This window comes from Streptomyces sp. NPDC051738 (assembly GCF_044453205.1).
GTDB lineage: Bacteria > Actinomycetota > Actinomycetes > Streptomycetales > Streptomycetaceae > Streptomyces.
Map to the genome: position 1 here is coordinate 1 of NZ_JBITCM010000014.1, position 12,835 is coordinate 12,835.

The following is a 12,835-nucleotide window of genomic DNA, read 5'->3' on the forward strand; positions in this document are numbered from 1 at the left end:
CTGTCCGTGACGGTGTGGGCGCACCACATGTACGTCACCGGCGGTGTGCTGTTGCCGTTCTTCGCCTTCATGACGTTCCTCATCGCCGTACCGACAGGCGTGAAGTTCTTCAACTGGATCGGCACCATGTGGAACGGCTCGCTGAGTTTCGAAACCCCGATGCTCTGGGCCTTCGGATTCCTGATCACCTTCGTCTTCGGCGGCCTGACCGGCGTCATGCTCGCCTCACCGCCGCTGGACTTCCCGACGTCCGACACGTATTTCGTCGTCGCCCACTTCCACTACGTCATCTTCGGCACCGTCGTCTTCGCGATGTTCGCCGGATTCCACTTCTGGTGGCCGAAGTTCACCGGCAAGATGCTCGACGAGCGCCTCGGCAAGATGACCTTCTGGACGCTGTTCATCGGCTTCCACGGCACCTTCCTCGTCCAGCACTGGCTGGGCGTGAACGGAATGCAGCGCCGGATTCCGGACTATCTGGCGGTGGAGGGGCTGACGACGCTCAACACCCTGTCGAGCGTTTTCTCGTTCGTGCTCGGGCTGTCCCTGCTGCCGTTCTTCTACAACATCTGGAAGACCGCGAAATACGGCAAGCAGGTCGAGGCCGACGACCCCTGGGGCTACGGCCGCTCACTGGAATGGGCGACCTCCTGCCCGCCGCCGCGCCACAACTTCGTCGCCCTGCCGAGGATCCGGTCCGAATCCCCCGCGTTCGATCTGCATCACGGCCCCGCACCGGAGAGGGAGTTGACCACTCTGTGAGCCTCGCGGACAAATTCCCGGCGGACAAGTTCCTCAACGACATCGAGGGGCACCTGCTGCTCGCCGCCACCCGCGAGGAGGGCCGCACGGCCGCCGCGCGTTTCAGCGCCCCGCTGCACTGGCTGACGGACGCGCAGCGGGGCGAGGTGGAGCGGCGGTTCGAGGCGGAGTACCTCGCACTCGCCCGCGTCTCCTGGCAGCACACTGCGGAGCGTGCCGGGAGACTGCGGGACGAGTACGAGGCGACCTACCGCGACCTGCGGCGCCGTCTGCTGGCCGGCTGGCTGCTGACCTGCGCCGTGGCCCTCGGCGTGCTGGTCGTGTGCCTCGCCTAGGCCCGCGCTAACTCACCGTCCACTTCTGGTTGTTCTGCCCGTTGCAGGCCCAGAGCACCAGCTTCGAGCCGTTGGCCGTGGCCGCGCCGTACGCGTCGAGGCAGAGCCCGGCGTTGACGTTGGTGAGGGTGCCGTCGCTGCCCAGGTTCCACTTCTGGTTGTTCTGGCCGTTGCAGTCCCAGATGACGACCCGGGTGCCGTTGGTGGTGCCCTGGTTGTAGGCGTCGAGGCACTTGTTGCCGTACACCACCAGTTCCTTGCGGGTGCTGTGGTACTGCCACACCTGGTTCTGGCCGCCACCGCAGTCCCACAGCTGGGCGTCGGTGCCGTTGGCGATGGTGTTGTCGTTGATGTCCGCGCAACGGCCGGACCCGGTGCCCGTGATCAGCGTGCCGTTCTTGCCGGGCAGCGGCCGGACGACGATGCCTCCGAGGGTCGGGGCGCCGGAGAAGGCGATCGTGTTGGTGTTGCCCTTGAACAGGGAGACGTTGACGGAGATGTTGCCGGGGGTGGCGCCGGTCGGCGGGAAGGAGACCTTGGTGGAGGTCTGGCCGTTCACCGTGAGGGTGGCGGTCCGGGCGGTGGAGGTGTTGTTGGTGTAGGAGACCTCGACTGTCTTCAGACCGGCGCTTCCGGCGACCACGCCGGAGAAGCTCGACGTGCCGTCGTAGGTGCTCGCGGACTGTTCGGTGCCGCCGGTGACGGTGAGCATCACGGAGCCGCCGGCGGGGACGCTGGTCGTGTAACTCGTGCCGGTGGTGGCGACGTTCTGGCGGGCCCACAGGTCACGGACGGTCGCGGAGGCGTTCGTCAGGCCGAGGTCGGACCAGCGCACGGTCATGTTCTGCGTGGTCGAGGTGCGGTTGAGGAGGACGACGGCACGGTTGCCGCTGCCGGAGAGGACCTTGCCGTAGACCTGGAGACCGGCGGTGTCCTCGGCGACCTCGACGCCCTGGAGGCCGCGCGGGTCCTGGTCGACGGCGATGACCTCGGGGTTGGTGAGGATGCTCGTCGACTCGGCGGTGAGGGTGGTGAGGTCGACGCCCGCTAGGAGCGGCGCGCCGGAGATCGCCCACAGGCTCATGTGGGAGCGGCTCTGGGCGGCGGTCAGGCCGTTCATTCCGACGACCATCATGTCGGGGTCGTTGTAGTAGCCGGTGTGCTGGGCGGTGGGGTGGATGTTGCGGTCGAAGGCGGTGAGGACGTTGCCGTACGACGGTGTGCCGCCGTGGAAGAAGATGTCCGTGTTCGTCCGCCACATCGGGCCCATGCCCGGCGCCCAGTTCCACGGGTTTGAGTAGCCCCAGTTGCACAGCGAGAGGGCGAGCGGTCGTCCGGTGGTGGCGGTCGCGGCGGCCACGGCGTCGCTGATCGCCTGGTAGGTCGTCTTCGGGTCGAGGCCCTCGGCGTCACCGCCGCACCAGTCGACCTTCACGAAGTCGAAGCCCCACCGCGAGAACTGGAGCATGTCCTGCTCGTAGTGGCCCTCGCTGCCCGAGCCGGGCGCGGCCGGGCGGCCGGTCGGGAAGTAGTAGCCGCAGCCGTCCTTGCCGGCGTCGGTGTAGATGCCGGCCTTGAGACCCTTGCTGTGGATGTAGTCGGCGATGGCCTTCATGCCGCCCGGCCACTCCGCCTCGTCGATGGTGATGTTGCCGGCACTGTCGCGGGTGCCCTGCCACCAGCCCTCGTCGATGTTGATGTAGTCGTAGCCGGCCTTGGGCAGCCCCGCCGCCACGAACGCGTCGACCTGCCGCTTGATGACGTTGTAGTCGACCTTCGCGGCGAACGCGTTCCAGGACGCCCAGCCCATGGGCGCGGTGGGCACCGCTATCTGGCGGTTCGTCGTCGCCGCCTGGGCCGGGGCGGGTGCCGCGAACAGCAGGGCGGCGGACGCGGTGAGCGCCAAGACGAGGGCGCGGACGACCGCGGGTCTACAGCGGCGTACGAGATTCATGCGGGGCGGGGGGTACATGCGGCTCCTAAGTGCGGGAGAAACACTCAGCTGATTCGATATTTCGAACGCAATTCGGAACACCGAACGCGTGGCGCTGAAAGTAGAGCCACGCGTGAGTGAAGTCAACGGATGGGACCGTTCTTCAGACCTGAAGTCGCCCATTCCCTAGGTCCGTTGACCCGGACCGCGGTCCGCGCCGCCATACTGGCCGAGTGCGCGTAGCGATCATGACGGCGGGCTCCCGGGGCGATGTGGCCCCTTACACCGGCCTCGGCCACGCCCTGTCCCGGGCCGGACACGACGTCACCCTGGTCACGCACGGCCGCTTCGAACGGCTCGTGGCGGGGTCGGGCGTACGCTTCCATCCGCTGCCGGTGGATCCACGGGCGGAGCTGGAGTCCGCGCGCGGACGGAGTCTGCACCACAGCGCGACCGGCGTGGGCAAGCTGGTGCGCGTGGTCGGGATGGCGCGTGCCCTGGCCGGGCGGATGACGGACGACATGCTGGCGGCCGCGCGGGCCAGTGACGTCCTGCTCCTGGCGGCCTCGACCGCACCGCTGGGGCAGGCCCTGGCCGAGGGGCTCGCCCTGCCGAGCATCGCCCTCCCGCTGCAACCCCTCGCTCCCACCCGGGAGTTCGGGCCACCGATGCTCGGCGTCCGCTCCTGGGGAGGCCTCGGCAACCGCCTCGCCGGGCACGGCGTGAACCTGGCCATCGAGCGCGTCTTCTCGGCGGCCGTACCGGAGGCGCGGGCGCGGCTGGGGCTGTCCCGCCGTGGAGCGACCGGCACTCGAAGGGGCCGCGTCCTGCACGGTTTCAGCCCTCTGGTGGTCCCCCGGCCACGTGATTGGCACCCGGCCCTTGAAGTCACGGGTTACTGGTGGCCCTACGACGGTGAGGCTCAACTCCCCGCCGAGCTGCGGGACTTCCTGGACGCGGGCCCGCCGCCGGTCTACGTGGGCCTGGGCAGCGCCACCGTGCCCGATCCGGCGGGGTTGAGCACCGAGGTCGTGGGCGCGCTGCGCCGGGCCGGGTTGCGCGGGGTGATCCAGCGGGGTTGGGGCGGGCTGGAGGCCACCGGGGACGACGTCCTGACCATCGACGACGTACCGCACTCCGCGCTGTTCCCACGGATGGCGGCCGTGGTCCACCACTGCGGTGCGGGCACCACCGCGGCCGGGCTGCGTGCCGGGGTACCGGCCGTTCCCGTGCCGGTCCAGTTCGACGAGGGCTTCTGGGCCGCTCGCCTGGTCGCGCTCGGCGTGGCGCCCCGGGCCGTGCCGTTGCGGAAGTTCACGGCCGAGGCGCTGGCAGCGGCCGTACGGCAGGCGACCGGCGATCCGTCCTACGCCCGCCGCGCCCGGGCCCTGGCCGACGAGTTGCGTGCGGAGGACGGTGTGGCGCCCGTCCTCGACGCGGTGAACCGGCTCGCGGGCTGAGTCGCGGCGGACCCGGCCGACCCGGCAGTGCGGCCACGGCCGGGCTTCAGCGCGCGGCGACCCGCGGATCCGCCGGCTGGAGGATGCCGAGGAGCAGGCGGACGAGTTCGTCGACGACCTCGTCGAGGGTCGCGTCCACCCACCCCGCGCTCCAGTCGTGCAGCAGCCCGTTGACGCTACCGATGAACGCGGTCACGGCGAGGCGGTAGTCGCGGGGAGCCGCCTCCCCGCGGGCGACGGCGGCGGCCACCTCGGCGCAGACGAGGTCGATCCACTGGGCGCGGCGGGCGAGGCGCTGCTCCTCCAAGCGCGGGCTGACGCCGACGATCTCGACGAAGGTGATGCGGATGCGGCGCGGGTCGGCGGTGACGTTCGCGGCGTACGCTCGGAAGATCGCGGTGGCGCGTTCGGAGAGCTGCCGGTCGGCCACGTCGGCCGCCACCGCCAGTACCGCCTCCTCCGACCACCCGTTGACCTGCAGGTGGAGGGCGGCCAGGACGTCCTCCAGGCTGCGGAACTCCTCGTAGAACTGGCGGGTCGACAGTCCCGCGGCCTCGCTCAGCGCCGCGACGGTCGTGCCCCGGTAGCCAGGGCTGTCGCCGAACAACTGGAGCGCCGCGTCCAGGAAGCGGCGTCGCCGCTCGGCCTGTCGCTCCTCTGCCGACTTGCCGCCGTAGCGGCCGGTGGGCGCCTTGAGCCTGCCCGCCACACTGTCCTCCCACCACCTCGCCGACCCGACGGCCAATCTTGTCGTGTCCGCGGTCTTGCGGAGAAGAGCACCCCTTCCTTACTTTTCAGTAAGTTGACTCTGAAACCGCTTGTGTTCAGATCCGCAGCTCTGCTCTTGGCATGCCCCACTCATGACGCCCACGAGAGGAAGGGAGCAGTCATGCCTGCCATCAGACCCAGGGACCTGTGCTCCATAGCCGCCGCCCTCGCCCTGACCGTCGCCGCCCCCGCGACCGTCGCCAGCGCCGCCGACTCGTCCGCCGCCCTGCGTGAGGTGATGTTCGTAGGCAACAACTGGGACGGCACCGCCGATGTCATCCAGTCCTCCGGCAACTTCGCGAAGATCGGCCGTATCGACGTCGTCCCCGACAAGGACGAGCGGATGGCGGAGATCAACGCCGATCCGATCAAGTGGATCTACTTCATGGCGATCCGCAACAGCGTCGGCGAGGGGCACGACCAGTTCGTCGACGACATGTACTCCACGCCCGACGGCACATCGATGGTCGTCTCCCGGCCGAGCTTCGCCGACGTCGTGTCCATCGACTTGGCCACTGGTGACATCAACTGGCGCTTCCCCGTGTCCGGTTACCGCGCCGACCACATGGCGGTCTCCCCAGACGGCAAACGGGTCGCGGTGTCGGCCTCCACCTCGAACACCGTGCATGTGCTGGACATCAACACCGGCAAGGAACTGGGCAGGTTCGCGACCGGCGACAAGCCGCACGAGAACATCTTCACCCAGGACGGCAAGCACATCTACAACATGGCGATCGGCGACGTGAACACGCAGACCGACGCCCCGTGGCTGGACTGGACGAAGGGCGACCGGCGCATCACGGTCGTCGACGCGACGACGTATCAGCAGGTCAAGGTGATCGACATGCGCCCGCGCCTGGACGCGATCGGTCTGACGGACTTCTCCGACGCGGTGCGACCCGCCGTGTTCTCTCCGGACGAGTCGAAGCTGTACTTCCAGGTGTCGTTCTTCAACGGCTTCTTCGAGTACGACCTGGCCACGGACAAGATCACCCGGACCAAGACCCTGCCGAAGAACCCGGCGACCAGCGACGACCGCACCACCTTCGTCAACGACTCGCGCCACCACGGCATTTCGATGAGCCCGGACGGCAGCAAGCTGTGCGTCGCGGGCACCATGGACGACTACGCCACCGTCGTCAACCGCGCCACCCTTCAGGAGGGCCCGCTCGTCACCGCCGCCAAGCCCTACTGGGCCACCGTCAGCGGTGACGGCAAGTCCTGCGTGGTCTCCGAGAGCGGCACCGACCAGGTCACCGCCATCGACTTCGCCACGGGGCGCAAGACGGTGTCCGTCCCGGTCGGCGACCATCCGCAGCGGGTCCGGCTGGCCCATGTGCCGGCCGACTGGACCGGACCGGCGGCCGGCTGATCCGGCCGTTCGCTCAGGCCAGCGCCTTCAGCACCGCACCCACCCCGTCCTCGGTCGCCATGTGCCGCGCGGCGATGGAGGCGGCACGGGCGTACGTCTGCTGCCGTACGGCCTGGGCGAGCGCGTCGGCGAGCCGATCGACGGTGAGGGACGCGAACGGGATCGGTGCGGTGGCCGCGCCGATCGCCGCCAGTCGTCCCGCCCAGAACGGCTGGTCCGCCGTCACCGGCACCGGGATCGTGGGCGCGCCGGCGCGCAGGGCTGCCGCCGTCGTGCCCGCCCCGGCGTGATGGACGACCGCGGCCACCCTCGGAAACAGCAGCGCGTGCGGTACGTCACCGATCGTCAGGACGTCGTCGTCGCCGTCGACCGCGAGTCCGGCGCTGCCCGTCTGCACGATGCCGCGCAGCCCGGCCCGGCGCAGCGCACGGACGGCGATCCCGCTCAGCCGCTCACCGTGCCCGGCCGCCATGCTGCCGAAGCCGATGAAGACCGGGCGCGCTCCCGCCGCGAGAAAGTCCTCGACCTCGGCGAGCAGCCGACGGTCCGGTGCGACGTACGGCCACCAGGTGCCGACGACGTCGAGTCCCTCGCGCCAGTCGGAGGGGCGCGGCACGAGCGCCGTGCTGAAGCCGTGCAGGACGGGCCGGTTCGCCCGCTCCTGTCGGCGGCGCATCTCGGCGGGAGCCAGCGGTGGCAGGGCGAGGCGGCGGCGCAGTTCGGTGACGGCCTCGGTGTAGACGCGGTCGGCCATGCGCAGCGCGAAGCGCCCCGCGGTGCGGTTGCCGAGGCGGCCGAGGGAGCGGGTGCCCGTGACGGTGGGCGGGAAGTCGCCGGTCGGGGCGGTGGGTTGGAGGTGGACGCCGATCGTCGGGATGCCCATGGCCTCGGCCACATGCCAACCCAGCGGTGCGGTGGTGGCCGACAGCAGCAGCAGTTCGGTTCCTGGATCGATCGCGTCGGCGAATCCCTGGCCCAGCTCGGTGACGAACGCGGCGGCGGTCCGCATCAGTTCACGTCTGCCCTCGACCCCGCCCTGGGTCTGCGGGCGGGTGGGCAGCCCGCTGAACTCCAGGCCGGCTTCCTGCACAAGGGGCGCGAAAGGGGCGGTCGCGGCCACGATGACGTCGTGTCCGGCCTCGCGCAGGCCGGCGCCCAGGCCCGTGTACGGATCTACGTCACCTCGCGATCCGGCGGCGGCGATCAGAATCCTGATCTGTCCTCCTCAGGGTCCGCCCGGCGGGCCGCGTTCGCGTGGACGGCCTTGCACAAGTAGGCGGCGAGGCCCGGCCGTTGCTGCGAGGGCGGTACGACGAGCGCGAAGGCGCGCGGGTCGGCGGCGAAGTCGTCCGCGATGCGCCGGTGCATGTCGGGCGGACAGGTGGTGAACCAGCGGGCGATGTGCAGCCGATGCTCCTGGGCGAGATCCATCGCCCGCTCACTGTCGACGGGCTCCCCCTCGTCGAAGGCCGCGAGCAGCTCCACGCGCCAGGCGGCGGCCTCCCCCATGAGCTGCCGCCAGTCCTCCTTGGTGTGGGCGGCGGCCCTCGCCATCGACTCCTTCTGCCCCGCCGAGTCCTGCCACTTGAGCTGGGCCTCGGTGGCGTAGCTGAGGTCGAAGCCGATCTCGCCGAACACCTCGAAGCGCTCGGCGGGGGTCAGCTCCACGCCCGTCTGCTGGACCTCGATGGCCTGCTGGGCGACCTCGGCCAGCCGCTGGAGCCGGCCGATCTCCTCGCTCAACTGCCGTAAACGGGCTTGGAGTTGCTCAAGTGCGTTCGCCTGCGGGTCCTTCAGGATCTCGGCTATCTGGTCGAGGGAGAAGCCGAGTTCGCGGTAGAAGAGGATCTGCTGGAGCCGGGCCAGATCGGCGTCGCCGTACAGCCGGTAACCGGCGCCGCTGCGACCACTGGGCGAGAGGAGTCCCGCCCGGTCGTAGTGGTGCAGCGTGCGCACGGTCACCCCGGCGAAGGCCGAGACCTGCCCCACGGAGTAGCTCATTCACCTGCCCTTTCGTCGGGTTACAGCGTGCAGCCTGACGTAAGGGGAGGGTCAAACGGTGGTTCCTATCCGGCGTTCTGCGCGGCCCAGGCGGAGAGCTCGGACCGTGCGGCGTTCAGCAGCGTTGCCGACGGCGTATTCGCCCCGTTCGTCACCAGCGCGTAGTGCAGGACCCCGGAGTCGGTGTCGGTGAGCAGCAGGCGGCGGCTGCCCGTGCCGCCCGGTTCGGCGGCCACACCGACCGGGGTCGTCGAGGTGTACGACGGCGGCGAGTACACCGTGCCCAGGTCGGAGACCACGGTCGTGGAGCCGGTCGGGAACGACGCCGGAAGGTGCAACTCGGTCGGCGCCGAGCCGCTGTTCGAGCGCCACACCAGCAACCCGTACTGCCCCGATCCCACCAGCTGCGCCACGTTCGGCAGCGAGCTGGGCACCGGGTTCCAGGTCAGGGTCGTCGAGCCGTCCCGTGAGCGGTCCTCGTAGGTGAAGGCGACGGTCGTACCGGACGTGGCGCTCGGGTAGATCCGGTCGAGCAGCCGGGCGTCCTGACGGAGCACCGGTGTGCCGGAGCCGTCGAGGCGTACGGCGGACAGGTCCTCGCCGTTCCAGGCGTCGCCGTCGGTCTGCACCTTGTCCGGGTTGTCGTTCATCAGCTCCTGGTGGCGGCCGTTGTAGATGTCCCACTGCCACTGGGAGCCGGAGAGGACGGGACCGGAGCCCGCCGGGTTCGACCACCAACTCGCGCCCTTCACCCGGGAGTCGAGGGCCTGGTACATCGCCTTGTAGACCGTCGGCGCCTTGTCGGAGACGGATCCGGTGAGCGGGTGCCCGAACTCGCTGATGATCGCGGTCGTCCCGGTGGCGGCGGCGCGGTCGCGGACCGTCCCGAAGTCGCCCACGTACTGCCCGTCCTCGGCCTTGCCCCACATGAAGACGCCGGAGATGGCCTTCTGGTCGTAGAAGTGGGTGTTGAAGACGTAGCGCGGGCCGAGCGTGCCGGCGTCCAGCAGTCCGCCCTCCTCCTTCTGGAAGTCGATGTTGGCGTTCCAGAAGAGGTTGGGCTCGACGAAGGCCGGCTTGGCCTGCCAGCCCGCCGCGTCCATACGGGCCCGGAACTTGACGTAGAAGGGCCACATCACGTCCTTCTCCCACGTCCGGCTGGTCTGGCCGGAGTCGTAGGTGCCCGCGTGCGGCTCGTTCCACGGGTCGAACCCGACGACGCCCGCGAACTGGGCGGCGGTGAGGTTCTGCTTCACATACGTCATCGTCTTCTGGGCGGTGTCGAGGAACGCGTCCTGGAGGCCGTACTCGTTGTGCCAGAAGTCGTACGTCGACTGCTTCACGGCCTCGTTCGAGGTGATGTTCTGGCCCCAGAACGGGCAGATCCCGCAGTACTCGTCCGGGTAGTCGCCGAGGTCGACCGCCCACTTCGGGGCGCCGTCGCCGGTGTACCAGCTGTCCGAGTCGAACAGCCAGCGGGAGTAGAGGTCCTGGTGGAAGTCGGGGTACACGCGGATCCCGGCGTCCAGGAACGCGCGGATCTGGTCGGTGGCCTTGGCGAGGTACGTGGTGTCCACCTGGCCGCGCACGGGCTCCGCGTAGGCCCAGGAGAGCAGGAAACGCACCGAGTTGCCGCCGCCCAGCGCGCGCAGCGCGGTAGCGGACTTCTTGGCGTCGGCGGTCGACGCGAAGGGCAGGCCGTCGTTCTCCTTCAGTTTCGTCTCACCCGAGACGTTGTAGCCGCGCAGCACGACCTCGCGGCCGTTGCCGTCGACGAAGCGGCCGTTCTGCACGGTGAGGGGGGTTTCGTCGAACCAGAGGGAGCCGGGAAGGGTGGCGGCGGTGGCGGGAGTGGGGCCCGCCACCGTCAGGGATCCGAAGAGGACGACCAGGACAACGAGCAGACGCGTCCGGATGTTCGGCATGTCCACTACAGTCCGGTGATATCAGGACACAGTCAACACCCCTGACTCATGAGTAAGTTCATTCCCGGTAAGCTCAGTTGCTAACTCTGCGCGTCAGGTTCAACAGGTATTCCCTGCGGTTCAGCGGATTGAGGTCGGTGCGCCGGCGCTCGGGTTCCGTGCCGCGTGCGGCCGGCGCGTAGTGGTCGAAGGTGCTCTCCAGCTCTCCCTCGCCGCGCGTCAGACCGGGCAGTTGCTGCTCCAGTTCGTGCACGTGGGCCGCCGGCACCGCCCCCTCCAGCGAGCAGACGGCGCCCCGCGTCTCCGTCGTCTGCGGCACCGCGCGCAGCCTGGCCAGCACCGGCAGCAGGGCGGCCAGGGTGTCGATCGGGGCCTCGACGCGGAAGCGGTGCATCGGCTCGTGGACCTGGGTGCCGGCCCGGCGCAGAGCCTCGATCAGGACCAGCGGGGTCAGGCCGCGGAAGTCGTAGCCCGTGCTGGACATGCTCTTGTCGAAGCCCTGGTGGGCATGGCTCTGCCGGGGCGAGTAGCCGGAGTGGGTCATGGTGACCGTGCAGTCGGGGATCCGCCAGCCGCGCAGGCCCTGGCCGAGGGTCTCGCGGACGGTGTCCTCGACGGCCTTGAAGAAGGCGTACGGCATGGAGCCCAGCTCCACCTCCAGCCGGAAGCCGACTCCGGATCCGACCGGCGCCGGGTCGACGCGCAGACCGACCGTCGCGAGGAAGGGGTTGGCGTCCTTCTTGTTGAACTCGACCGCCGCGCCCGAGCCGACCGGCCGCTCGACGCACAGCGGTGTCGTCTCGTGGAAGGTGACGTCGAGGCCGAACTCGTCGGCGAGGGTGGCCTGGATGACCTCCTTCTGCACCTCGCCGTAGAGGGAGACGAAGGTCTCCTGCCGTACCTCGTCGTGGCGCAGGTCGATCAGCGGGTCCTGCTCGGCGAGGCGGGTGAGGGCGCGGTGCAGGGCCCGTCGGTCCGTGCCGCCGGCCGGGGCGACGACCGTTTCGAGGGTGGGCGGCGCGAAGTAGTGCCCGTACGCCTTGCGGGGCTCGCCGATCGCGTCGCCGATCCTGATGTCGGCCAGGCCCCACAGCTTGGCGATCCGGCCCGCCGCCACCTGGTCGCCCCTGATGTCCGTGCCCTGGTCGAAGACGCTGATCGCGGTGATCCGGCCCTCGGCGCGGGGGTCGCCGGTCTGGCCCGTCTCCGCCGGGGCGCCGAAGCGGATGCGGTCGCGGGTGCGCAGGGTGCCGGAGAACATGCGCGCGTAGGCGACCTTCTCCCCCGCAGGGCCCCGCGCCACCTTGAAGACGGTCCCCGAGGCCGGCCCCTCGGCGTGGCCGTCCGCGGCGGGCAGCAGCTCCCTGATCCCGGCCTTCAGCGCCTCGACGCCCGCGCCCGTGATGGCGGAGCCGAAGTACACGGGGTGGACCAGCGCCTGCCTGGTCTGGTCGATGAGGGCGGCGCGGAGGTCGTCGTACGAGACCGTGTCGTCGATGTACGCCGTCAGCAGTTCGTCGTCGTGGTCGGCGAGGACGTCGAGTGCCGACGGTGCGAGGCCGGGGAGGAAGCGGGCCTCGCGGGTGCCGAGGCCGTCGGCCGTGCCCATCGGTACGACGGCCGCCGTCAGCCGTTCGGCGACGGCCCGCAGGACGGCGTCGGAGCGCGCCCCGCGTCGGTCGATCTTGTTGACGAAGACGAGCGTGGGGATGCGCAGCCGTTGCAGTGTGCGCATCAGGACGCGGGTCTGGGGCTGGACGCCCTCGACGGCGGAGACGACCAGCACGGCGCCGTCGAGGACGCCGAGCACCCGCTCCACCTCGGCGATGAAGTCGGGGTGGCCCGGAGTGTCGATGAGGTTGACGGTCACGTCGTCCAGGGCGAACGAGACGACGGCCGACTGGATGGTGATGCCGCGCTGCCGCTCCAGCGCGAGTGAGTCGGTCTGCGTGCTCCCGGCGTCGACACTGCCGATCTCGTCGATCACGCCGGCCGAGTGCAGCAGGCGCTCGGTCAGGCTGGTCTTACCGGCGTCGACATGGGCGAGGATCCCGAGGTTGAGCAAATGCACGAAGCGTCATGTCCTTCGATGAGGGGGTCGTTCCTTCCGGGGTGGACATGAACGCAGTGCGCATCGGTGCTCCTCCTTGCGTGCTGACGGGACCGGTGAAGTGCACCAGGGACGGACCCGAGCCGGCAATGGATTAACGCTCAACGACCCTGCCGCAGCACTCGCCGTCACACCGGAGCCGCCATAGAGTGACGTACATCACGCCCGG

At 69.8% G+C, this 12,835-nt stretch carries 10 protein-coding genes; 4 read left to right on the forward strand and 6 right to left on the reverse strand.

Annotation, left to right across the window (positions count from 1 at the left end; genetic code table 11):
* Together ACIA8X_RS29555 and ACIA8X_RS29560 are read left to right on the forward strand one after the other, a co-directional pair.
* Positions 1-762, forward strand: a 762-nt coding sequence (locus ACIA8X_RS29555) for a cbb3-type cytochrome c oxidase subunit I (RefSeq protein ID WP_399459536.1), incomplete at its 5' end; no start/stop codon positions are given.
* On the forward strand, positions 759-1,097 hold the full coding sequence (locus ACIA8X_RS29560; protein ID WP_393446834.1) for a hypothetical protein: 339 nt from the start codon (positions 759-761) through the stop codon (positions 1,095-1,097). The genes ACIA8X_RS29555 and ACIA8X_RS29560, both read left to right, overlap by 4 nt.
* 7 nt (positions 1,098-1,104) lie before the next feature.
* On the opposite strand, the gene ACIA8X_RS29565 is transcribed toward ACIA8X_RS29560, so the two are convergent.
* Complete coding sequence (locus ACIA8X_RS29565) at positions 1,105-3,069, reverse strand: RICIN domain-containing protein (RefSeq protein ID WP_399459537.1); 1,965 nt, start codon at positions 3,067-3,069, stop codon at positions 1,105-1,107.
* 209 nt (positions 3,070-3,278) lie between these two features.
* On the opposite strand from ACIA8X_RS29565, the gene ACIA8X_RS29570 reads away from it, so the two are divergent.
* On the forward strand, positions 3,279-4,490 hold the full coding sequence (locus tag ACIA8X_RS29570; RefSeq protein ID WP_399459638.1) for a glycosyltransferase: 1,212 nt from the start codon (positions 3,279-3,281) through the stop codon (positions 4,488-4,490).
* A gap of 46 nt (positions 4,491-4,536) precedes the next feature.
* Here the strand turns inward: ACIA8X_RS29570 and ACIA8X_RS29575 are convergent, their stop codons facing one another.
* Positions 4,537-5,199 (reverse strand): TetR/AcrR family transcriptional regulator, encoded by a 663-nt coding sequence (locus ACIA8X_RS29575; protein WP_393446838.1) that lies wholly within the window; start codon positions 5,197-5,199, stop codon positions 4,537-4,539.
* Positions 5,200-5,379: 180 nt separating this feature from the next.
* Here ACIA8X_RS29575 and ACIA8X_RS29580 point away from each other — a divergent pair, with 180 nt between their 5' ends.
* Positions 5,380-6,630 (forward strand): YncE family protein, encoded by a 1,251-nt coding sequence (locus ACIA8X_RS29580; protein ID WP_393446840.1) that lies wholly within the window; start codon positions 5,380-5,382, stop codon positions 6,628-6,630.
* Between the two features lie 13 nt (positions 6,631-6,643).
* Here ACIA8X_RS29580 and ACIA8X_RS29585 read toward each other — a convergent pair whose 3' ends face one another.
* The 4 genes from ACIA8X_RS29585 to ACIA8X_RS29600 form a co-directional block, all read right to left on the reverse strand.
* Complete coding sequence (locus ACIA8X_RS29585; RefSeq protein ID WP_393447344.1) at positions 6,644-7,846, reverse strand: glycosyltransferase; 1,203 nt, start codon at positions 7,844-7,846, stop codon at positions 6,644-6,646.
* Positions 7,834-8,631 carry a MerR family transcriptional regulator gene (locus tag ACIA8X_RS29590; protein WP_393446842.1) on the reverse strand — a complete coding sequence of 266 codons (798 nt, stop codon included), beginning with the start codon at positions 8,629-8,631 and terminating at the stop codon, positions 7,834-7,836. Before ACIA8X_RS29590 ends, ACIA8X_RS29585 begins: the two co-directional genes overlap by 13 nt.
* A 65-nt stretch (positions 8,632-8,696) precedes the next feature.
* A complete protein-coding gene (locus ACIA8X_RS29595; protein WP_393446844.1) occupies positions 8,697-10,556 on the reverse strand; it encodes a cellulase family glycosylhydrolase in 1,860 nt (619 codons plus the stop codon).
* 73 nt (positions 10,557-10,629) lie between these two features.
* On the reverse strand, positions 10,630-12,627 hold the full coding sequence (locus ACIA8X_RS29600) for a GTP-binding protein (RefSeq protein ID WP_393446846.1): 1,998 nt from the start codon (positions 12,625-12,627) through the stop codon (positions 10,630-10,632).
* Positions 12,628-12,835: the final 208 nt, after the last annotated feature.